Source organism: Streptomyces sp. NPDC048349, from assembly GCF_040651925.1.
Taxonomy (GTDB): Bacteria; Actinomycetota; Actinomycetes; order Streptomycetales; family Streptomycetaceae; genus Streptomyces.
Window position 1 is genome coordinate 1 of sequence record NZ_JBEZLA010000005.1, and the last position, 20,560, is coordinate 20,560.

Below are 20,560 nucleotides of genomic sequence, written 5' to 3' on the forward strand. Positions count from 1 at the left end.
CCGCCTCCCCGCCCCGGGGGGGGGCGGGCGCCCCCCCCCCCGGGGCGGGGGGGGGGGGGGGCGCGGGGCCCCCCCCCCCCCCCCCCGGGCCCCGATCGCGGACTCGGCATCCGTGTCGAACGGCCGAATAGCCGAACGGCCGAACCGCCGACCGCCGGCCGGTTACGGACGGCACTGGTAGGTGAACTCCACGGCAGCCGTGCGCCGCTCGGGCGACAGCAGCTGGAGTTCGGCCTTCGCGGGGTAGGTTCCCTCGCCCCGGAAGGTCCACAGCAGGTGCAGCCTGGCCTCCCGCTGCCCGCGCGGCACCCGCTCGGTCAGCTGCTCGGACTGTGTGCCGTCGCTGCGGATCCAGCGGTAGGTGAGGGTCCCCGGGCGTCCGTCGGTCCGTACGGTGGCCACCACATCGGCCGCCGCATCGCAGGGCGGGCCCTGGGGATCGGTGCTCACGGCCACGTCCCGGACCTCGATCGAGGGCCCGAAGCGCTGCCAGCCGAGGTAGGCGAGCACCGCGGCCAGCACGACAGCGGCGAGGGTGTACCGCCGCCATCCGCCGGTTCCCCGGCGCTCCGGCGCCGGCGGCGCGGTCACGGGGAACGGCGCGGGCATGGAGGCCGTGACGCCGGGCCCGAACCGCAGGACCGATCCCTCCACCCGGTCGGGCACCGCCTCCCGCGGCTGCGGGGGCCCACTGATCCAGTGGCTGCCGAGGACGGTGGCGCTGTAGTCGTCGTCGCTCATCGGATCTGACACCTCGAAAGCCATACCTGGTCGGTCTGGGAGCCGTTGCCGGCGGCCGGCTTGGTGGTGACGCGCACGCCCCAGTAGCAGCCCTGGCCGGAGAAGGTGTGCCGCCTGGTGAGCGTTCCGCCGCCCGGCTGGAAGGTCAGGGTGTCCGCGCGGCCGTCCGCCGCGCCGAGCACGCCGGACTGGTTGCTGCTGAACCACTCCACGGTGACCGATACCGGGGCGGTGCCCTTCGCGTCGATCGAAATGCTCGCCTCGCCGACCGTGAAGTCCGCCTGGCGCAGGTCCACCTTGATCGCCCCGACCACCACCGTCGGGCGTGTGCTCGGCGGCTGGGTGGTCGGCGGCACGACCGTCGGGCCGGTCCCCGTCGGCGTGGCCGCCGGGGAGGAGCCGGGGCTCGCCGAAGGCGACGAGGAGGCCGAAGAGGACGGCGACGCGGATGCGGACGGCGATGCGGAGGCGGACGCCGACGCCGAGGGCGACGCCGACGGGGAGGCCGACGAGCCCGGAGCGGGCGTCGGGAAGCCGCCGCCCGGGGCCGGGCTGGTCGTCGCGAACGCGGTCACCGCCGCCGACCCGTCCCTCTGCTCACCGGCTGCCTGCGCCGTGAACACGATCATCGCCCCGAGCACCAGGGCCACACCGGCGGCAATCGCGCCGCGCCTGCCCGGCAGCCAACTGTCCGCCGGCGGTGCCAGCGTGGTCGACGCCAGAGCCGTGGTCCCCGACGCCGGAGCGCCCGCGGAGGGGAACAGCAGCGGCAACAGCGCGGCCAGCGCCGCCAGCTTGCGCTGGCCGCGCTCCTCCCAGTCCGGCCCGTAGGCGGCCTGCGCCACGTCCTCCAGCTCCGCGACGAACTCCTGCGCGTTCTCGGGCCGCTGTTCGGGGGCCTTGGCCAGGCCCCGCCGGATCAGCGGGCGAACCGGCTCCGGGGCCTCGTCCTCCGGCACCGGCGCCTCGATGTGCTGGACGGCGAGCTCCGCGAAGTTCTCGCCGCCGAACGGCTTGCGGCCGGTCAGGCATTCGAAGAACGTCGCCGTCGCCGCGTACACGTCGGCCGCAGGGGAAGCCGGCCGGCCCTGCCACTGCTCGGGTGCCATGTAGGCGGGGGTTCCGGCCACACCCGGCGTGGTGCCGCGGTTCGCCGCGATCCCGAAGTCCACGAGCCGTGACGACCCGTCCGCCGCGACCAGGACGTTCTCCGGCTTGTAGTCGCGGTGGACGACGCCCGCGCGGTGCGCGTCGGCCAGGCCCAGCAGGGAGCCCTTCAGCACCACCAGCGCGGCCTCGGGACCGGTCTGACCGGACTGCTTGAGCAGGGCGCGCAGGGAGATCCCGTCGACGAGCTCCATCACGATGGCGGCGCCGCCCGGCGCCTCCACGTACTCGAACAGCCGCACCACGTAGGGCGAGTGGAGAGCGCCGAGGAGCCGGGCCTCCGCCCGGAACTCCCCGACGAACGCGGGGTCCTCCCGGAGCCGGTCGCTCAGGTACTTCACCGCGACCGCCGTGCCCGTCGCCTGGTGGACGGCGAGTACCACGCGACCGCTGGCGCCGGACCCCAGTTCCCGGACCTCCGCATAGCCGGGCACCGCCCAAGCGCTCTTCATCGTCTGCCACCGTCCAAGACGTCACCGTGCCCAGGTTCCGCAGCCGGGTCGTCCCTCGACCGGCCACCCCCAGGGACACGGTTTCCGCCGTGGCTGGTTCCCAGCCGTTCGGGGTGTGTCAGGCGGCGGCCCGCTGCGCGCAGATCATCGCATGAAGTCGGTCCGCCGCCGAACGGCCGAACGCCGGGTCGTTGATGTGGGTGTCGTACTCGTGCAGGACGGCGCCGCTGCCCCGCAGACCCGTGCGCAGCGCCGCGAACAGCGCCCGGTCCGCGGCCGGGTCGTGGTACGGGCCGCCCGGTGCGCCGAGCGTGGACAGTCCGCGCAGGGGGACGCACACGGCCGTGGGCCCGGTCGCCGCGCGCAGTTTCCCGGCGACCCGCCGCCCGAGCTCCGCGCACTCGTCCTCGGTCGTACGGATCACCGTGATGGACGGGTTGTGGACGTGGACCCGGCGGTGGCGGACCCGCTCGGGCAGGGTCTCCAGCGGTCCGAACTTGACCATGTCCAAGGCCCCCAGGCTCACCACCTGCGGAATCCCGGCCCGCCCGGCCGCGCTGAGCCGGTCGGGGCCCGCGGTGAGGATGCCGCCGCACAGGTCGTCGGCGAGCTCGCTGAGGGTGAGGTCGCAGATCCCCGCGAAAACGCCCTGGCCGGCCAGCGTCTCCAGGGTGCGTCCGCCGGAGCCGCTGACGTGGAAGACCAGTACCTCGTAGCCCAGTTCGGTCAGCCGCTCGCGGGCCGCGTCCACTCCGGTCGTGGTCACGCCCGCCATGCTCGCCGCGATCAGCGGGCGCCCGCCCGCGCCCAGCCGGGGCGGACGGTGCACGGCCAGGTCCAGGCCCATGTCCTGGCCCGGGTCCAGGCCCACGCCCGGGTCCTGGTCCTGGGTCGCGCGGGCGAAGGCCTTGGCCATTGCGGCGACCGCCTCCACGGCATTGGCGAGCACGGGCGCCGAGATGCTGTTGATCCCCGCGATGTCCACGACGCTGTACATCATCGTGATGTCCGAGGAGCCCACGTACGGGGCGACGTCTCCGGAGGCCATGGACGACACCATCAGTTTGGGCACGCCCAGCGGCAGGGCGCGCATCGCCCGGCTCGCGATGGAGGTGCCGCCGCTGCCGCCGATCGCGAGGACCCCGTGCAGCCGGCCTTCGGCGTGCAGGCGTAAGAGGACCGCCTCCGCTCCCCGGGCCATCGCGGTGACGGCCGCGCCCCGGTCGGCGGCCTCCCGCAGGTGCGACAGTTCCGTTCCCGCGGCCCGGGCGACCGCCTCGCGCGGCACGTCCGCGGGCACCCGGGGCGCGCCCATCACCCCCGTGTCGACCAGTACCACCTCGACGCCGGTGCGCAGCAGCCTTTCGCGCAGCCAGCCGTACTCCACACCCTTGGTGTCCAGGGTTCCCACCAGCACGACGTTCGTCATGGGTGCAATGTGCACGCAGGTGGGCCCGCTGGCAAGCCGACGCGTCTCAGCCCTTCAGGGTCTCCAAGAGCCGTTCCAGAAAAGGAATTTGAGAGGCGATCAACTTTTCCCGGGCCGTCGGCGGGGCGAACCACGCCACCCGGTCGAGCTCGGGGAACTCCTGTACGGCGCCCGAGTGCGGCGGCCATTCCATGGTGAAGGTCCCGGGCACCATCAGCGCGGGGTCGAGGTCCGCCTCGACCGCCCAGATGGTCACCAGCTTTCCGCTGGTCAGCCGTACCTCGCCCAGGGGCAGGTAGTCGCCGTCGGGCGGCGGCAGCCCGATCTCCTCGGTGAACTCCCGGCGGGCCGCGTCCCGCGGCGTCTCGTCCGGTCCGTACTCGCCCTTCGGGATGCCCCAGCCCCCGGCGTCCCGCCCGGACCACAGCGGTCCGCCCATGTGGCCGAGCAGGACCTCGACCCCGGGGTCCGCACCCTCACCCGTTCGGCGGAACAGGAGCAGTCCGGCACTGCGCTTGTGCGTCATGGAGCCATGTATGCCCCGCGCGGCGGCCCGTCATGGGCGGGCGGCCCGCGGTGGCGGCCGGTCAGTGGTCGTGGGGGCCCTGGCGGTGGACCGGCCCGTGCGCGTCCGCGCAGTGCGGATCCCCCGCGTCCTGACCGGCGCGGCCGACCGTCAGGAGCGAGTCCTGCACGTGGTCCACCTGGAGGGTGGTGTGCGTGATCCCGTACTCCTTGGCCAGGAGCCGCTCCAGGTCCCGGCGTACCGCGTGGCAGTCGCCCGCCGGTTCCACGAGCACGTGCGCGGACAGGGCGGCCTGTCCGGAGGTGATGGTCCAGATGTGCAGGTCGTGCACCTCGGTGACCGGAGGGTGCCCGACCAGCCGGTCGCCCACCGCGTCCGGGTCCACGTGTGCCGGGGCGGCCTCCAGGAAGATCCGGCCGGACTCGCGGACCAGCCCGTAGCCCGCCTTGACCATCAGCACCACCACCACGAGGGTGGCGATCGCGTCGGCCTGCCGGAAGCCCGTGGTCAGCACGATCAGACCCGCGACGGCTGTTCCGATGAACGCGAACAGGTCGTTGAGGATGTGCTGGTAGGCGCCCTCGACGGCGAGCGAGGACCGGTTCGCCCGCGAGATGCACCAGGCCGCGGCGACGTTCACGACGATGCCCGCGAGCGCCGTCACCAGGACCAGCCCGCCCTCCACCGGCGGCGGGTCCACCAGCCTGCGCACCGCCTCGTACGCCAGCCAGACCGCCAGCAGCAGCAGGGTCAGCCCGTTGGCCTGGGCGGAGAGTATCTCCGCCCGCTTGAGGCCGTACGTGAAACCGCCGCGGGCCGGCCGGGCGGCCAGCCGCATCGCGATCAGCGCGAGGACGATCGAGACGGCGTCGGTCAGCATGTGGGCCGCGTCGGAGATGAGGGCCAGCGAGTGGGCCATCACGCCGATGACCACCTCGAGGGCCATGAACGCGCCGATCAGGCCGAGCGCGAGGGCCAGCCAGCGCCGGTCGGCGTCGGCCGCGACACCGTGGGCGTGCCCGCCGTGGTCGTGGCCCCCGGCGTGTCCGTGGTCGTGGCCGAGCGCATGGTCGTGGTCGTGCCCGCTCATGGCGTCCCCCGTTTGTTCGGTTCCGTCGCGTGAAGTGAAGCGCACCCCGGCGCGATGGGCAAAGGCTGCAACGGGGACCGTTGTCATTACCCATAAGAGGGCTCTGACCTGCGGTGATGCCCGGCCGCTGCCGCGGCGGCCGGATCGTGGGAAAATCTGCTCATGGTCCAGCGCCCCGGTGTGCCGACCGCGCCCGAGCTCGTCCTGGAGACCGATCGGGGCTCCACGCGGATGAGCCCGGGCCGCACCTACCACGTCGGCCGCGACCCCCACTGCGAGATCTGCCTCGACGACGCACGCGTCTCCTGGCACCACGCCCTGCTGCGCCCCGACGGCGACCACTGGACGGTGGAGGACGAGGGCAGCACCAACGGCACCTGGGCCGACGGCCACCGCGTCCACGAATGGATCGTCGGCCCCGGCAGCGAACTGCGCTTCGGCAGTGCCGAGGACGGCCCGCGCGCCGTCCTCGTCGGCGCTCCGGCCGACGCCCGGCCCTCCCGCGTCTCGAACCCGGGCATGACCGGCACCTTCCGGCAGCCCACGACGGTACGACCGCTGCTCGCCAGGGACGCCGTCCGGATCGGCCGCGCCCCCGACAACGACCTGGTCCTCGACGACCTCACCGTCTCCCGCCGCCACGCCGAACTGCGGGCCCTGGCCGACGGCACCTACGAGATCGCCGACGTCGGCAGCCACAACGGCACCTACCTCAACGGCGCCCGCGTCGACCGGGCCGCCCCGCTCACCGAGGGCGACATCGTCGGCATCGGGCACTCCGCCTTCTGCCTGGTCGGCGACCAGCTCCAGGAGTACGTGGACACCGGTGAGGTCTCCCTCGACGTCCAGGACCTCACCGTCGCCGTCGACGGCGGCCGCAAGGTCCTGATGGACGGGGTCTCCTTCCCCGTGGGCGCCAAATGCCTGCTCGCCGTCGTCGGCCCCAGCGGCGCCGGCAAGTCCACCCTGCTCGGCGCGCTGACGGGACTGCGCCCCGCCGACCGGGGCACCGTCTTCTACGACGGCCGCGACCTCTACCGCGACTACGCCGAGCTGCGCAGCCGCATCGGCCTCGTGCCCCAGGACGACATCCTGCACGCCCAGCTCACCGTCCGCCGCGCCCTCGTGTACGCCGCCGAGCTGCGCTTCCCGCAGGACACCGCGAAGGCCGAGCGCGACGCCCGGGTCGACGAGGTCATCCGGGAACTCGGCCTCGTACAGCGGGCCGAGCAGCCCATCCACAGCCTCTCCGGCGGCCAGCGCAAACGGGTCTCCGTCGCCCTCGAACTGCTCACCAAGCCGTCCCTGCTCTTCCTCGACGAACCGACCTCCGGGCTCGACCCCGGCATGGACCGCTCCGTCATGCACATGCTGCGGGACCTCGCCGACGACGGCCGCACCGTCATCGTGGTCACCCACAGCGTGCTCAGCCTCGACGTCTGCGACCGGCTGCTCTTCCTCGCCCCCGGTGGCCGCGTCGCCTACTTCGGCCCGCCCCAGGACGCCCTGGACTTCTTCGGCTTCCCCCAGTGGCCGGAGGCCTTCGAGGCGTTCGAGACCCAACAGGACCGCGACTGGGCGGGGGCCTACCGCGCCTCGCCGGCCCACCGCCGCTACGTCGAGGTCACCGCCCGCCAGCCGCGCATCGCCGAGGAGGCGCGGCCGGCCGGCGTGGCGTGGCCGGCCGGGGAGGCAGGTTCCGCGGGGCGGGCCGGGGAGGCCGCGGAGGCCGCGGGGCCCGTGCGCACTGCTCCCCGGCCCCCGCCCAAGGCCCAGAGCTGGGGCTCCCAGCTGTCCACGCTGATCCGCCGGTACGCCGCCGTGCTCAGCGCCGACCGCACCTTCCTCGTCATCATGGTCGCCCTGCCGTTCATGATGGGGGCCATGGCCCGCGCACTCGCCGGGAGCACCCTCACCGCCGAGACGGCGCTGAACGCCCTGCTCATCCTGACCATCGGCGGGGTGCTCACCGGCGCTGCCAACGCGGTGCGCGAACTCGTCAAGGAACGCGTGATCTACCAGCGCGAACGCGCCGTCGGACTGTCCCGCTCCGCCTACCTGATGTCCAAGGTGGTGGTGCTCGGCACGATCACCATCGGCCAGGCCGTCGTGCTGACGCTCGTGGCTCTCGGCGGAGTGAAGCTGGGCGCTCCGGGCGGCAGGGGCGTCGTCATGCCCCCGCTGATCGAGATCACCCTGGCCGTCGCCCTGCTGTCCTTCACCGCCATGATGCTCGGACTGCTGATCTCCGCCCTGGTCCGCAAGGAGGAGGTGACCATGCCGCTGCTGGTCCTCCTCGCGATCATCCAGGTCGTCTTCTGCGGCACCCTGCTGAAGCTCTACGACGTCGCCGTCCTCGAACAGGTGGCGTGGCTCGCGCCCGCCCGGTGGGCGATGGGCGCCATGGGCGGCACCATCGAGCTTGGTGCCATCGTCCCCGGCAGGCTCACCCAGGACCCGATCTTCGACCACGAGGCCGGCGTGTGGCTGCTCAGCATGTGCATGCTGCCCGTGCTGTCCCTGGTCTTCGGCCTCCTGGTGTCCCGGCTGCTGCGCCGCCACGAACCGGCCGTCATGCGGAAGCAGCCGCGGCGATGAGCCCCCCCGAAGGGGGCGCGGACTTCCGCCCCACCCACGTCGTCCCGCAGGAGGGCCTGCCGGCGTGGGAGACCCCGGACGTGTCCCGCCCCACCGTGCCGCTCGACGCCTTCCTCCCCGTCCAACTGCTGTCCCGGCGCGGCGACTGGGGGGAGGTGCTGTGCGCCAACGGCTGGTCCGCCTGGGTGGACGGCCGGCTGCTGGTCTCCGTACCGCAGCCGCCGCCGACGGCCGCAGGGCGGCCCCCCGGGCGCACCGAGGACCCCCGCCCCCAGCTCGAACGCGGCGCCGAGGCCCTGGAGCGCTACCGGCGGGCCGTCGCGGAACTGACCGCCGGGCGTACCGACGGCGAGGCCTTCCGCCGGACCGTACGGGGCCTGCGCGTCGGGATCGTCATCGACGGGGAGGCGGTGTGGCTCTACGACGAGTCGGCGGGCCGGTGGATGTACGGCGACGGCACCCGACTCGTGACCTACGCGGCCGTCGCCCGGCCGGGGGCCTCGCCCGGGGCGGAGCCGCCGCAGCCGTCCGACCCGGTCGCGGTCCAGTACGACGCGGAGCCCGACCAGGAGGTCGGGCACGCCCCGACCCGCATCGTCGACACGCCCGGGTCCGGCGGCGAGTGATGGCGCCGGACCCGGATCCGGTCGGCGGGCGCCCCTCCGACCTGCGGGGCAAACGCATCGCCGGGTACGTGGTGGAGAGCGAGATCGGGCGCGGCGGAATGGCCGTCGTCTACCGGGCGCACGACCTGCGCCTGGACCGGACGGTGGCGCTGAAGCTCCTCGCCCCCGAACTGGCCCGGAACGACACCTTCAGGCAGCGGTTCGCCCACGAGTCGAAGGTGGCCGCGGCCATCGACCACCCGCACATCGTGCCCGTCTTCGAGGCCGGGGAGACGGACGGACTGCTGTACATCGCCATGCGCTACGTCGCCGGGCAGGACCTGCGGGCGATGCTGAACCGCACCGGGCCGCTCCCGGTGGACACGGCCGCCCGGATCGCGGGGCAGGTCGCCTCGGCCCTGGACGCGGCGCACGACCACGACCTGGTGCACCGGGACGTGAAGCCGGGCAACATCCTGGTCGCGCAGGGCACGGACAGCGACCACCCCGAGCACGTGTACCTCACGGACTTCGGACTGACGAAGAAGTCGCTGTCGCTGACCGGTTTCACCAGCGTGGGGCAGTTCGTCGGGACCCTGGACTACGTGGCGCCGGAGCAGATCTCCGGCAAGCCCGTGGACGGCCGGTGCGACGTCTACAGCCTCGCGTGCGTGGTCTACGAGACCCTCGCCGGGGGCCCGCCGTTCGAGCGCGACGACGACATGGCCCTGCTGTGGGCCCACCAGTACGATGCCCCGCCCCCGCTGACCTCCCGCCGGCCCGGGCTGCCCGGGGAGGTGGACGACGTCCTCGCGAAGGCCCTGGCCAAGTCCCCGGAGGACCGCTGGAGCACCTGCCTCGAATTTGCCGGAGCGCTGCGCCGCGCCGGTTCGTCCGCCGTTTCCGTCCACCCGCCGCCGCGCGCCGCGTCCCCGTCGAGCCCGGCGCCCCCGCCGCCTCCGGTGTGGGCGCTTCCCGTCTTCGGACGCCCGCCCGAGGACACCTGACGGGCGGGCGAGCGGGGCCCGAATCCATCCAGGTTCATCCCTGTCTGTCCACGCGGCCGTGCACGCGGACGCGTGTGCCTAACGGCGGACGGCCGCGGCCGGTTCGTCCACGCGGCCGCGGTGGTGGAGGGGCCGGGCCAGGAGGGCGCCCAGGAAGCCCGCCACGGCGCCCCACAGCAGGGCGAGGCCGACCGTGCGCCACAGGACCGGGACGAGCTCGACCCGGCCGCCGAGGCCGTCGGCCTCCCCGATGCCGAGCAGGGACAGCCCGAACTGGGCCTGGACCCGGGCCAGCAGGCAGACCGTCAGGGTCGCCAGGGCCAGGGCCACCCCCAGATGCAGGGCGTGCTGCCAGGGCCGGACGTGCGCGGGGGACCGTACGGCGGCCACCACGCCCGTGCCGAGCAGCAGGACGGCGGCCACCGCCACCAGCCACCACGCCCGGCCGTCCCGCTCCGCGAGCGAGGCCACGTCGACGGTGGACAGGTCGGGGCCGCGCAGGACCTGGTCCAGCACCTGCGGCATCGGCAGCCCGAAGGGGCCCTCGACCTTGCCCTCCCAGGCGCCGCCGAAGCCCAGGGTGAGGGCGAGCCAGGCCAGGTTGGGCAGGCCCAGCAGGACGACGGCCAGGGTCCGGTCGGCATGGCCCTGGGTGGCGGCCGCCACCACGCCGGCCCCGATGCCGAGGACGACGTACGCGAGCAGCAGGACGACCGTGGCGAAGGCCGCCGGGCGCACCGCCGCGTGGAAGCGGACGAGCCGTGCCGGGAGCGGTGCGCGGCGGGAGACGAGCAGGGCGACCAGCAACAGGCCCAGGATCCACAGCAGTCCGAAGAGGAGCGTGGCGGGCAGGTCGGCGCGGAAGCCCACCGTCGGCGCGGCGTCGAGGAGTTCGCCGATCACCCCGATGGGGGAGTCGCCGGGGGAGAGTCCGAAGGTCTGCCGGGCGAAGAGTGCGGCGCCGGCCAGCGCGAGCAGCCACAGCAGCGTCAACGGCAGGGCCCGGCCCAGGAGTTCGCGCGGCCGCGCCACCGCCCGATTGTGCAGGGGGCGCAGGAAGAAGTAGCCGGCGGTGAGGGCGCCGGCCAGGCTCACCGAGAGCGGGAGCACGGACAGGCTCGCGTCCGCCCCCGCCAGGAAACCCGCGCCGCCCGACACCTCCACCGAACCGCCCGCCGCCATCACGACGACCGCGGCGACCACGCGGGGGAACGCGCCGTCCGGGAGATCGCCCGCGCCCGCGGACGCCAGGCCGGCCGCGGCGACCGTGGTCATCACCGCGAAGGCCGCGACGACGCAGACGAGGGCGTCACGCCAGGCCCGCGCGGAGCTCCCGGACGAGGATGATCTCGGTGTCTGGCTCACCCTGCCACCGTGGCACTCCCGGCTTGCGGGCACCACTCGGATGGCGCACACAATGGTCCCCAGGGAACTCACTCCTCCTGAGAAGGAGAGCCCGTGACCACGCAACCCTCCGGCCGACCGCCCTCATCAGAGCGCCCCACGGGGCCGCCATCGGGCCCGCTCTCGGGCGGGCAGCAGGGGCCGCCCCCGCCGCCGCCCCCGTCGGCTCCGCCGGGCGGGCCCGGAGGCCGCGGTGGCCCCGGTGGCCCCGGCGAGTCCGGCGGCGGCCCGGCCAAAGGCCCGTGGTGGCGGTCCGTTCCCCGGCTCGCCACCGCGCTCGTCGCGGTGGCCGCTGCCGTGGCCCTGGCGCTGGTGCTGACCAGACCCAGCGGTACGGCGCAGGCCGGTGAGGTCTTCCTCCAGCCGGTCGCCGCCTCGGGGCCGGACCCGTTCACCGAGTCCACCGCGGTCAGCGAAGCCCCGCCGCCGCAGAGCCCGTCCCCGCCGACGGGCAAGACCCCCTCCGGGAACCCGCCTCAGAGCGAGAGCAGGGCGCCGAGCCCCGCTGCCACCACGCCCGCCACCGGAACCCGTACCGTCAGCGGGGCCTCGCCGGGGGTGTACGGCGGCGCGAAGAACGTCGCCAGCTGCGACGTCGAGAAGCAGATCAGGGTGCTGTCCGCCCAACCGGCCAAGAACAGCGCCTTCGCCTCGTCCCTCGGCATCCAGCCGGCGGCCGTCCCCGGCTACCTCCGTTCGCTCACCCCGGTGCAGCTGCGGATGGACACGCGCGTCACGAACCACGGGTTCCGGGACGGCAAGGTCAATCCCTACCAGGCCGTGCTCCAGGCCGGGACGGCCGTGCTCGTGGACGACCGCGGGGTGCCGCGGGTCCGGTGCGCGTGCGGGAACCCGCTGGGGCCGCCGGTGGCGCTCAGGGCCAACCCGAAGCGCTTCGGGCAGGTGTGGAACTCGTACCAGCCCGCGCGCGTGGTCGTCATCGCGCCGTCGGTGACCGTCGTCAACGTGTTCGTGATCTACGACCCGCGCGGCCGGCACTGGTACGAGCGGGACCGCGGCGACCACCACGGCAAGCGTGACAGGCCCGTGCCGCCGCCCGTGTTCCCCACCCCGCCGATCACACCGACGCAGCCCACGCCGACGACGACCGTGTCGCCGACGTCCCCGACCCCGACGACGACCGTGTCGCCGACGTCCCCGACGCCGACGAGGTCGCCCTCGGAGTCCCCGTCGAAGTCGCCGTCGGAGTCGCCCTCGAAATCGCCTTCCGAGTCCCCCTCGAAGTCGCCGTCGGAGTCGCCCTCGAAGTCGCCCTCGGAGTCCCCGTCCAAGTCGCCGTCGGAGTCCCCGTCGAAGTCGCCCTCGGAGTCCCCGTCGGACTCGAAGTCGCCCTCGCCGTCCCCGTCGGACTCGAAGTCGCCCTCCCCGTCCCCGTCCGGGACGACCGCGCCCGCGACCTCGGCGCCGCCGACCGAGCGGCGTTCGCCGACACCGCAGCCCTCGCCCGAGGTGCCGCAGCCGACGATCCCGCTCCCGACTCCGGTGCCCGAGCCGCCGACGGTCCCGATTCCGGCCCCCTCGCCGGTCGTGCCCACCCCGGAGGTGCCCGGACCGGTCCAGCCCACCCCTGATCAGCCCGAGGAGTAGCCAGCCCGCCGCAGCCGCCTCCCCTCCGCGGGGAGGCGGCCCCGCGCTGTCCGCAACGCCTTCCGGGCGACCCCGGCAGACCGCGGCTTCGATCATGCTTCCTCCCCATATGAGGAGAAAGGCCGCGGACAGTGAGACGCTGGCTGCATGGCCCAGTGGGGACGCAATCCCGAGGTCGACTGGCCCGCGCGGCCGGACACGAGCCTGGCGCTCAACCGCATGGGCACCTTCGACTGGGACCTCGACAGCGGTCGCATGTTCCTCGATCCGACCGCCCTCGAGGTCCTCGACCTGCGCCCGAGCGAGTTCGACGGGACCGCCGCCGGGCTGCGCCCCCGCATACCGCCCGCCGACGAGGCCCGGCTCGAGGCGCGCGTCGCGGAAGCCCTCGAGGACGGACACAGCCACTACGGGGCCTACGTACGGGGCCGCCGCCGGGACGGAACCCTGGCCTGGCTCCACATCCAGGGGCACATCATGCGGGACCCCGGCGGACGCCCCTACCGGGTCATCGGGATCCTCCGCGACGCCGCCCACGACCCCGGCGAGCCCGGCGCGCCAGGGGAGCGGTCCGAGGGACGGCGCCGGATGACGGGCGTCGTCGAGCGGACCACGGCCATCCTCGCCCACGCCCGCACCGTCAACGACGTGACCGACGTGCTCAAGGACCCGGAGGCCCTCGGACACCTCGGCGCTGTCAGCGTGATGCTCGGGGTCGTGGACGGCGGCCGGATCCACCTGGTCGCGGAGGGGCAACTGGGCTCGTACGTGCCCGAGATCGAGTACACCCGCATCGACGCACAGCTGCCGATGAGCGAGGCCGTGCGCACCATGCAGCCGGTCTACCTCGCCTCCCGCGAGGAGTTCCAGCTCGGCTACCCGCAGCTGTGGCCGTACATCGAGCCGCTCTCCGTGCGCAGCGGGGTCTACCTGCCGCTGATCGCGCAGGGCCGGCCCATCGGCGCACTCGGGCTGCTCTACACGAGGGACGGGGACTTCACCGCCGAGGAGCGGAACGTGCTGATGGCGCTGGGCAGCGGCATCGCGCAGAGCCTCCAGCGCGCCATGCTCTTCGAACAGGAGCACGACCTGGCGGAGGGCCTCCAACGGGCCATGCTGCCCCGCCGCATCCCCGAGATCCCGGGCGCGCTGATCGCCGTACGGTACCGGTCGGCCCGGATGGGCAGGGACATCGGCGGCGACTGGTACGACGTGATCCCGCTCGGGGAGGGCCGCGTCGGCGTCATGATCGGCGACGTGGAGGGGCACGACACGGACGCGGCCGCCGTCATGGGCCAGCTGCGCATCGTGCTGCGCGCCTACATCGTCGAGGGGCACACCCCCGGCACCGCCATGGCGCGGGCCTCGGCCTTCCTGCGGGAGCTGCAGACGGAACGCTTCGCCACGTGCACGTACGCCGAGCTGGACCTCACCACGGGGATGCTCCGGATGGTCCGCGCCGGCCACCTCGACCCGGTGGTGCGGCGCGGGGACGGCAGCTGCCACCGGGTCCAGGTGGCCGGCGGCCTGCCGCTCGGACTGCCGCCCAGGGACCAGCCCGGAACCGGCTCCGGCTACCCGGTCACCAGCCTCGAGCTGCACCCCGGCGACACCCTGGTGCTGTGCACGGACGGGCTGATCGAACGGCCCGGAGCGGACTTCGACACCGGCATGCGCGAGCTCATGGCCGCGGTCCACAGCGGCCCGGTCGACGTGGAGGAACTCGCCGACGTGCTGTGCGACCTCGTCGGCGACTCGGGCGGCGGGGACGACATGGCCCTGCTCGTCCTGCGCCGCCGCGGCACTCCCGCAGGGCGCGGCGGCGGCCCGCTGCGCCAGCGGCTGGAGCCGGGCGACCCGGAGGCCCCGGCGATGGCCCGGCACCTGATCCGGGCAGCGGCGGCCGCCTGGGGGGCCTGGGACCGGGCCGACGAGATCGAACTCGCGGCGGACGAGCTGATGACCAATGCCCTGATCCACACCGACGGCGGCGCCGAGGTCGGCATGCGGCTGACGGCGGAGGGCCGGATCCGCATCGAGGTCGAGGACTCCAGCAGCGCCCTGCCCAGGCGCCGCGAGGCGGGGGACTGGGCGGTCTCCGGTCGCGGGCTGCTCCTGGTGGAACGGCTCGCGGACGCCTGGGGCGTGGAGCCCCGGGGCGGCGGCAAGAGCGTGTGGTGCGAGTTCGCCGTCACCGCCCCGGAGCCGGCCTCCGGCTGAACGTCATACGGCGGCGTACGGGCCCTGCACGGCCTTGGTGTTCTGCATCGCGGTGAGCTTGCGGACGAAGAGGACGGCGAGCACCGCGGCGGCGACCATGAGCAGGTCGGAGACGATGCCGACGACGGAGGCGTCGCGCAGGGCCACGGGGGTCTCGGCCCGCTTGTACATCTGGGCGAAGACGCGGTCGGTGCAGGCCGCGAGTACCCAGAGCACCCACCAGGCCGTGAGCGGAGCGGTGGAGACCGCTCGGTGGGAGCCGTCGGGCGCGAGCTGGGTGCTGGCCGCCCAGATCTGCCGTGCGGTGCGGAAGGGGAGGAACAGGTTGCCGACGGGGATGAACCAGGCGCCGATGGCCCAGCCGCGGGACTGGGTGAAGGCGTCGGGGCGGAAGATCTCGCCGTTGGTGCGCACGCGGTAGAACCAGATGATGAAGACGGTCGCCGTGGCGAGCAGCGTCAGGAGCTGGAAGCCGCCGGCGAAGGCGGTCAGGACGTCCGACCGGTCGAGCGTGTCGTCCGCGACCCGGCCGGGATCCGCGATGAGGTCCTTCATCAGCGACCAGGCGAACAGATTGGCGCCGGCCGAGAACAGGTTGACCGCGGCCGAAACGGAGAACAGCACCGTCAGGGCGGTCGCGAGGGCCTGCGGAGAGCGCAGGACGTCGACGGGCGGCGGGGGGCCGGGATACACGGGCCGGCCGGGGTAGGGCTGCCCGGGGTAAGGCTGCCCCGGGTAGGGCGGAGCGGGGTGGGACTGGGCCGGGTACTGCCGGCCCGGGTACGGGCCGGGAGCGGTGTACGGCGGGCGGCCGGGCGGCGGCGGTGAGCCGGGCGCGCTGAAGGACATGACGGTGTACCCCCCACGGGAAACGCGTGACATGCGGATGGCGCCCGCGGACGGGCGCGCAGGCAGGGCCGAACATATGCCAGCCCGCTGACCTGGTCCAAACAGGTTCACAGGCGTACGAGGGTGACCTCGGTGGCCTTCACGCTCGTCCACACCCTGGCGCCGTCGACGATGCCGAGCTCGGCCGCCGCTTCGGGGGTGATCTCCGCGACCAGGTCCGGTGCCTCGTCGGGGGCGATCAGCACGCGCAGCCGGCTGCCGACCGCCGTGATCTCCCGTACGGTGCCCGGCCAGACGTTGCGGGGGCTGCCGCCCGGGCGGTCCCGGTGCACCGACACCGCCTCCGGGGCGATGATCGCGAGGGCCTGCGCCCCCTCGGGCAGTGCCTCGGCCACGACGATGCGGCCCCCTGCGGCCAGGTCCAGGCCGTGCGCGGACGCCGTGCCCGGCCAGGCGTTGCGCCCGAGCATCCGGGCCACCCAGGGGGAGCGGGGGTGCCGGGTCACCTCGGAGGGCGGCGCGTCCTGGAGGGTCTGCCCGTCGGCGAGCACGAGGACCCGGTCTGCGAGCGACACCGCCTCCACGGGGTCGTGCGTGACGATGAGGCAGACCCCGCCGAAGCCGGCCAGGTGCGTGCGCAGTGTGTGCCGGACACGGGCCCGCGTCGTCTGGTCGAGCGCCGCGAGCGGCTCGTCGAGCAGCAGGAGCCGGGGCCGGGCCGCCAGGGCACGGGCGAGGGCGACGCGCTGGGCCTGGCCGCCGGAGAGCTGGGCGGGCCTGCGCGCGGCGAGGTGCCCGACGCCCAGCCGGTCCAGCCAGGCCTGGGCCTCGCGACGGGCGTCGGCCCGCCCCACCCCACGGGCACGCAGCCCGTACGCGGTGTTGGCCAGGGCGGTCAGGTGCGGGAACAGGGCTCCGTCCTGCGGGACCCAGGCCACCTGCCGCCGGTGCGGGGGCAGGGCGGTGACGTCCGTGTCCCCGAGCCTGAGATCGGCGTGGGCGCGCGGGGTCAGGCCGAGGAGGGCGCGCAGCAGGGTGGTCTTTCCGGCGCCGTTCTCCCCGACGACGGCGAGGGTGGTGCCCGGTTCGGCATCGAGGGTGAGCCGGTTGAAACCGGTGAGGGTCGCGTGCAGCGACCAGCGCCCTGCGTCTGCGTCCGCGTCGGCCTGCGTCTCGGTCTCCGCGTCTGCCGGTACGGTCGGGGCGGCGGGTGCGGACGGCTCCTCGGCCACCGGCGCCGGGACCGCGGGCCCCCGGGCGGCGGGAGCACCCGTCCAGCGGCCGCGCAGTGCGATCAGTACGGCCATGGCGATCGCCAGCAGCAGCAGCGAGACGGACGTGGCGGCCTCGGGCTGGTCCTGGAGCAGCAGGTACACCTGGAGCGGCAGCGTCTGGGTGGTGCCGGGCAGGTTCCCGGCGAAGGTGATGGTCGCACCGAACTCGCCGAGCGCGCGGGCCCAGGTGAGCGCGGCGCCGGCGACCAGGCCGGGAGCCACCATCGGCACGGTGACCGTGAAGAACACGCGGACGGGCGGGGCGCCGAGCGAGGAGGCGGTCTCCTCGTAACTCTGCCGGAGCCCGCCGAGGGCGCCCTCCAGGCTGATGACGAGGAACGGCATCGCCACGAAGGTCGCCGCGACGACGGCGCCCGAGGTGTGGAAGGGCAGGGTGACCCCGAAGGTGTCCTCCAGCCAGGGCCCCAGCAGCCCGCGCCGGCCGAAGCCGAGCAGCAGGGCGACACCGCCGACGGTTGGCGGCAGCACCATCGGCAGCAGGACGAGCGAGCGGACCAGGGCCTTGCCCTTGAACTCCACGCGGGCCAGCAGCCAGGCGAGCGGCACGCCGAGGAGCAGCGAGAGGCCGAGGGCCCAGAACGACACGACGAGCGAGAGGTTCAGGGCCTGGACCACTCCGGGGCTGCCCAGGTGCGCACCGAGCTCGCCCCACTGGGTCCGGGTCAGGATGCCGATCAGCGGCAGCAGCAGGAACGCGACGGCGAGCAGCGCGGGGAGCGCGAGGGTCACGGGGGGCCGGGTGCGGGTGCGGGGTCTGCTCATGGGGTGTTCCTGGCTCGGGGGCGGCTGCGGGAAGCGTACGGGCTGCCGCGGGTACGGAGAGGGGCTGCCCGTCCCCCCCGGACCGGGCAGCCCCTCTCGGTGTGCGCAGGCAGGCGTCGGGCGACGGGCGGCAGGCGTCGGGCGGCGGGCGGCAGGCGGCGGGCGGCAGGCGTCGGGCGGTGGAGGCCCGGCGACGCCTGCCGTCGCGGGCCTAGACCTGCTGGAAGCCCGCGTCCTGGAGGATCTTCTGCGCCTCCTGGGTGCCCAGCCAGGCGACGAACGCGGCCGCGGCCTCGGGGTTCTTGGACTGCTTCAGCGTGGCGGCCGGGTAGGAGGCCACGGCGTTCTGGTCGTCCGGGATGTCCACGGCGACGACCTTGTCGCCGGACTTGGCGGAATCGGTCTTGTAGACGAGACCCGCGTCGGCCTCGCCCAGCTCGACCTTGCTCAGCACGGCACGGACGTTGGGCTCCTGGGAGACGGGCTTCACCGTGACGCCCTGCTTGTCCAGGATCTCCTTGCTGTAGCGGCCCACCGGGACCTCGGGCGCGGCGAGCACCACCTTCACCTTGGTGTCGGCGAGGTCCTTGAGTCCGGCGATCTTGAACGGGTTGCCCTTGCCGGTCGCGATGACCAGGCGGTTCCTGGCGATGACCTTGGCCTCCCCGGTCTCGGCCCCGAGGCCGTCCATGGTCTTCGTGTCGGCGGTGACCAGGGCGTCGGCCGGCGCCCCCTGCTTGACCTGCGCCGCGAGCTCCTGCGAACCCGCGAAGGAGAAGGTCACCTTCGTGCCGGGGTGGGTCTTCTCGTACGCGGCGCCCGCGGTCTTGAAGACATCGGTGAGGGAGGAGGCGGCGAGGACGGTGAGCTGGGCGGGCCCGGTCTCGGCGGAGGCGGCGGCCGAGGGGCTTGCGGAGCCCGCGGCCTTGGTGTCCTCGCCGCCGTTGCCGCAGGCGGCCAGCGGGACGAGCAGGGCGGCGGTCAGCACGGCGGCGGCACGGCGGCGGTTCGGGGTGGCGGGCATGGGGTGATGCTCCTCGGTCGGGTCGGCGGCCGGCCTTGTGCCGGGACCGGGGCGGTCCTGTATGCGGCGGGACTGCACGTGCGACAAGGTAGGGCCACTCATGGCGCATTTGCAATTGTCTTGGGTTCATCTACATGGCAGATGCGTACCCCTTGTGATATCCGCCGAAAGTCCTTCGGTGATCCCCGCCCGCCTCGCTAGAGTCGGGGCATGGCTGATGTGTCAACGGGAACGGGAACGGGCGCGGACACGGGATCCGTGCGGGTGGACGCGTGGATCTGGTCCGTGCGCCTGACGAAGACCCGCTCGACGGCGGCGACCGCCTGCCGGGCGGGTCACGTGAAGGTCAACGGGGAGCGCGCCAAGCCGGCGCAGCCGGTGCGTGCGGGTGACGAGGTGCGGCTCTTCCACGCCGGGCGGGAGCGGATCGTCGTGGTGCGGCGGCCCGTGTCCAAGCGGGTGGGCGCGCCGGTCGCCGCCGAATGCCTGATCGACAAGAGCCCCCCGCCGCCGAGCCCCGTCGAAGCAGCGGCGGTGGGCATCCGCGACCGGGGCGCGGGCCGCCCGACGAAGCGCGAACGCCGAGAGATCGAAACCCTCCGAGGCCGCCCGTAGCCAAGCCCGCCCCCGGCCGCAGCCTCGGCGCGCTACCCCGGCCTCCCCAGGGGTGCGGTCGGGGTGGCGGGGCGGGGTCAGGACTTGCGGTAGGCGTACGCCTCGGCCGCGGTCGAGGCGACCTGGGGGAGGGGGGCTCCGGCGGAGGCGGCCACGACTGCCGCCACCGCGCCCTCCAGGAACGGCGCATCCACCAGCCTGGAGCCCGGCGGGAGTTCGCCCTGCGCCAGCAGGGACTTCACCGTGAGCACCGAGCTGCCGAGATCCGCCAGCAGGGCGACACCGGCGCCTCGGTCCACCTCGTGGGCGGCCGCGAGGATGCGCTCCGCGCTCGTGCCGAGGCCGCCCTCCGCCGTGCCGCCCGCCGCGGCCACCGGGGCCATCGGGCCGCCCGCCGCCAGGCCCCGGGCGAGGTCCCTCACCGAGTCGGCGACCAGTGCGCTGTGCGAGACCAGCACGATGCCGACCAGCCCGTCGCCCGTGTCCACCGTGTCGGACGTGTCCGACGTGTCCGCGCCATCCTGCTGGTCGGCGGCGGGCGCGGGTCCGGTGCTCACGCCCGCGCCTTCCACCGTGTCCGCCAGTGCCGTGAGCAGCAGCGCCGACGAGGTCGCGCCCGGATCCTGGTGCCCGATGCTCCGGTCGCCGAGGTAGCTGGCCCGGCCCTTGCGCGCACGCAGCGGCACCGTCGCCTGCGCCCCCTGTTCCGCCGCTTCCCCGGCCGCCCGGTACGAGGTGCTCAGCGCGGCCACTCCCGGGACCAGGGCGTCCAGCATCGTCTTGTCGCCCGGCGCCGCCCCGCCCAGCTGGGCCACCGCGCCCACCCCCGTGTAGAGGGCCTTGCGCAGCACCTCGTCGGAGACCTCCGGGGCCTCCCCGAGCTCCTTGCCGGTGCGCCTGAGCAGCGTCCCGTACAGGGGCCCCGACGCGCCGCCGACCGTCGAGATCAGGGTCCGCCCCGCGAGCTGCAGCACCGCGCCCGGCGTTGCCGGAGCCTGTGCGGCCAGGGCCGCCGCCACCGCGGTGAACCCCCGTAGCAGATTGGCCCCGTGGTCCGCGTCCCCGATGGGCGAGTCCAGTTCCGTCAGCCGGTCGGCCTCGCGCTCCACGGCGGCCGCCGCGGCCGTCATCCAGCGGCGGAAGAAGTCTGCGTCACGCACCGGATCTC

16 protein-coding genes and 2 pseudogenes are annotated in these 20,560 nt (G+C 74.3%); 6 read left to right on the top strand and 12 right to left on the bottom strand.

From position 1 onward, the window contains the following. Nucleotides 1–162 precede the first annotated feature (162 nt). The 5 genes from AB0D44_RS04980 to AB0D44_RS05000 all read right to left on the bottom strand — a co-directional run bounded on the left by AB0D44_RS04980 (nucleotide 163) and on the right by AB0D44_RS05000 (nucleotide 5,405). The gene (locus AB0D44_RS04980) at nucleotides 163–741 is read right to left on the bottom strand and encodes a hypothetical protein (protein ID WP_362584487.1); all 579 of its coding nucleotides are present in this window, start codon (nucleotides 739–741) and stop codon (nucleotides 163–165) included. Beyond that, nucleotides 738–2,360 (bottom strand): serine/threonine-protein kinase, encoded by a 1,623-nt coding sequence (locus AB0D44_RS04985; RefSeq protein ID WP_362584490.1) that lies wholly within the window; start codon nucleotides 2,358–2,360, stop codon nucleotides 738–740. The genes AB0D44_RS04980 and AB0D44_RS04985 overlap by 4 nt, the downstream gene beginning before the upstream one ends. A 118-nt stretch (nucleotides 2,361–2,478) precedes the next feature. Then, the gene (locus AB0D44_RS04990; RefSeq protein WP_362584493.1) at nucleotides 2,479–3,789 is read right to left on the bottom strand and encodes a Tm-1-like ATP-binding domain-containing protein; all 1,311 of its coding nucleotides are present in this window, start codon (nucleotides 3,787–3,789) and stop codon (nucleotides 2,479–2,481) included. A 46-nt stretch (nucleotides 3,790–3,835) separates the two neighbouring features. Continuing rightward, nucleotides 3,836–4,315, bottom strand: a complete 480-nt coding sequence (locus AB0D44_RS04995; protein WP_362584496.1) for an NUDIX domain-containing protein — start codon at nucleotides 4,313–4,315, stop codon at nucleotides 3,836–3,838. 61 nt (nucleotides 4,316–4,376) lie between these two features. Continuing rightward, the gene (locus AB0D44_RS05000; RefSeq protein ID WP_362584497.1) at nucleotides 4,377–5,405 is read right to left on the bottom strand and encodes a cation diffusion facilitator family transporter; all 1,029 of its coding nucleotides are present in this window, start codon (nucleotides 5,403–5,405) and stop codon (nucleotides 4,377–4,379) included. Between the two features lie 162 nt (nucleotides 5,406–5,567). Here AB0D44_RS05000 and AB0D44_RS05005 point away from each other — a divergent pair, with 162 nt between their 5' ends. From AB0D44_RS05005 to AB0D44_RS05015, 3 genes are read left to right on the top strand one after another with little or no spacing between them, the layout of a single operon-like run. After that, nucleotides 5,568–8,003, top strand: coding sequence for an FHA domain-containing protein (locus AB0D44_RS05005; protein ID WP_362584499.1), 2,436 nt, complete (start codon nucleotides 5,568–5,570; stop codon nucleotides 8,001–8,003). Then, the gene (locus AB0D44_RS05010) at nucleotides 8,000–8,629 is read left to right on the top strand and encodes a hypothetical protein (RefSeq protein ID WP_362584502.1); all 630 of its coding nucleotides are present in this window, start codon (nucleotides 8,000–8,002) and stop codon (nucleotides 8,627–8,629) included. Before AB0D44_RS05005 ends, AB0D44_RS05010 begins: the two co-directional genes overlap by 4 nt. Then, nucleotides 8,629–9,615 (top strand): serine/threonine-protein kinase, encoded by a 987-nt coding sequence (locus AB0D44_RS05015; protein WP_362584504.1) that lies wholly within the window; start codon nucleotides 8,629–8,631, stop codon nucleotides 9,613–9,615. Before AB0D44_RS05010 ends, AB0D44_RS05015 begins: the two co-directional genes overlap by 1 nt. Before the next feature lie 78 nt (nucleotides 9,616–9,693). Here the strand turns inward: AB0D44_RS05015 and AB0D44_RS05020 are convergent, their stop codons facing one another. Further along, the gene (locus AB0D44_RS05020; RefSeq protein ID WP_362584507.1) at nucleotides 9,694–10,980 is read right to left on the bottom strand and encodes a streptophobe family protein; all 1,287 of its coding nucleotides are present in this window, start codon (nucleotides 10,978–10,980) and stop codon (nucleotides 9,694–9,696) included. Nucleotides 10,981–11,577: 597 nt separating this feature from the next. Between AB0D44_RS05020 and AB0D44_RS05025 the strand changes: the two are divergent. Further along, a pseudogene (locus AB0D44_RS05025) lies at nucleotides 11,578–11,979 on the top strand (DUF6777 domain-containing protein); the annotation flags it as partial. 17 nt (nucleotides 11,980–11,996) lie between these two features. On the opposite strand, the gene AB0D44_RS05030 reads toward AB0D44_RS05025, so the two are convergent. Next, on the bottom strand, nucleotides 11,997–12,605 hold the full coding sequence (locus AB0D44_RS05030) for a hypothetical protein (RefSeq protein WP_362584900.1): 609 nt from the start codon (nucleotides 12,603–12,605) through the stop codon (nucleotides 11,997–11,999). 169 nt (nucleotides 12,606–12,774) lie between these two features. Here AB0D44_RS05030 and AB0D44_RS05035 point away from each other — a divergent pair, with 169 nt between their 5' ends. Further along, entirely contained in the window at nucleotides 12,775–14,847 is a 2,073-nt protein-coding gene (locus AB0D44_RS05035; protein ID WP_362584510.1) for a SpoIIE family protein phosphatase, read from the top strand. A 3-nt stretch (nucleotides 14,848–14,850) separates the two neighbouring features. On the opposite strand, the gene AB0D44_RS05040 is transcribed toward AB0D44_RS05035, so the two are convergent. The 3 genes from AB0D44_RS05040 to modA form a co-directional block, all read right to left on the bottom strand. After that, nucleotides 14,851–15,696 (bottom strand): DUF4328 domain-containing protein, encoded by an 846-nt coding sequence (locus AB0D44_RS05040; RefSeq protein WP_362584512.1) that lies wholly within the window; start codon nucleotides 15,694–15,696, stop codon nucleotides 14,851–14,853. 107 nt (nucleotides 15,697–15,803) lie between these two features. Continuing rightward, nucleotides 15,804–17,753 carry an ABC transporter permease gene (locus tag AB0D44_RS05045; RefSeq protein ID WP_362584515.1) on the bottom strand — a complete coding sequence of 650 codons (1,950 nt, stop codon included), beginning with the start codon at nucleotides 17,751–17,753 and terminating at the stop codon, nucleotides 15,804–15,806. A 211-nt stretch (nucleotides 17,754–17,964) separates the two neighbouring features. Beyond that, nucleotides 17,965–18,777 carry a molybdate ABC transporter substrate-binding protein gene (modA, locus tag AB0D44_RS05050; RefSeq protein WP_362584517.1) on the bottom strand — a complete coding sequence of 271 codons (813 nt, stop codon included), beginning with the start codon at nucleotides 18,775–18,777 and terminating at the stop codon, nucleotides 17,965–17,967. 210 nt (nucleotides 18,778–18,987) lie between these two features. Between modA and AB0D44_RS05055 the strand changes: the two genes are divergently transcribed. Further along, the gene (locus tag AB0D44_RS05055) at nucleotides 18,988–19,392 is read left to right on the top strand and encodes an RNA-binding S4 domain-containing protein (RefSeq protein ID WP_362584520.1); all 405 of its coding nucleotides are present in this window, start codon (nucleotides 18,988–18,990) and stop codon (nucleotides 19,390–19,392) included. A gap of 77 nt (nucleotides 19,393–19,469) precedes the next feature. On the opposite strand, the gene AB0D44_RS05060 is transcribed toward AB0D44_RS05055, so the two are convergent. Then, nucleotides 19,470–19,964, bottom strand: coding sequence for a PTS fructose transporter subunit IIA (locus AB0D44_RS05060; protein ID WP_362584881.1), 495 nt, complete (start codon nucleotides 19,962–19,964; stop codon nucleotides 19,470–19,472). After that, nucleotides 19,965–20,552: pseudogene (dhaL, locus tag AB0D44_RS05065) on the bottom strand (dihydroxyacetone kinase subunit DhaL); the annotation flags it as partial. Nucleotides 20,553–20,560 lie beyond the last annotated feature (8 nt).

What these genes read in the sequence shown, in the direction of transcription:
- AB0D44_RS04980 (WP_362584487.1), bottom strand. Translation starts at nt 741, where the DNA reads ATGAGCGACGACGACTACAGCGCCACCGTCCTCGGCAGCCACTGGATC.
- AB0D44_RS04985 (WP_362584490.1), bottom strand. Translation starts at nt 2,360, where the DNA reads ATGAAGAGCGCTTGGGCGGTGCCCGGCTATGCGGAGGTCCGGGAACTG.
- AB0D44_RS04990 (WP_362584493.1), bottom strand. Translation starts at nt 3,789, where the DNA reads ATGACGAACGTCGTGCTGGTGGGAACCCTGGACACCAAGGGTGTGGAG.
- AB0D44_RS04995 (WP_362584496.1), bottom strand. Translation starts at nt 4,315, where the DNA reads ATGACGCACAAGCGCAGTGCCGGACTGCTCCTGTTCCGCCGAACGGGT.
- AB0D44_RS05000 (WP_362584497.1), bottom strand. Translation starts at nt 5,405, where the DNA reads ATGAGCGGGCACGACCACGACCATGCGCTCGGCCACGACCACGGACAC.
- AB0D44_RS05005 (WP_362584499.1), top strand. Translation starts at nt 5,568, where the DNA reads ATGGTCCAGCGCCCCGGTGTGCCGACCGCGCCCGAGCTCGTCCTGGAG.
- AB0D44_RS05010 (WP_362584502.1), top strand. Translation starts at nt 8,000, where the DNA reads ATGAGCCCCCCCGAAGGGGGCGCGGACTTCCGCCCCACCCACGTCGTC.
- AB0D44_RS05015 (WP_362584504.1), top strand. Translation starts at nt 8,629, where the DNA reads ATGGCGCCGGACCCGGATCCGGTCGGCGGGCGCCCCTCCGACCTGCGG.
- AB0D44_RS05035 (WP_362584510.1), top strand. Translation starts at nt 12,775, where the DNA reads ATGGCCCAGTGGGGACGCAATCCCGAGGTCGACTGGCCCGCGCGGCCG.
- AB0D44_RS05040 (WP_362584512.1), bottom strand. Translation starts at nt 15,696, where the DNA reads ATGTCCTTCAGCGCGCCCGGCTCACCGCCGCCGCCCGGCCGCCCGCCG.
- AB0D44_RS05045 (WP_362584515.1), bottom strand. Translation starts at nt 17,753, where the DNA reads ATGAGCAGACCCCGCACCCGCACCCGGCCCCCCGTGACCCTCGCGCTC.
- modA (WP_362584517.1), bottom strand. Translation starts at nt 18,777, where the DNA reads ATGCCCGCCACCCCGAACCGCCGCCGTGCCGCCGCCGTGCTGACCGCC.
- AB0D44_RS05055 (WP_362584520.1), top strand. Translation starts at nt 18,988, where the DNA reads ATGGCTGATGTGTCAACGGGAACGGGAACGGGCGCGGACACGGGATCC.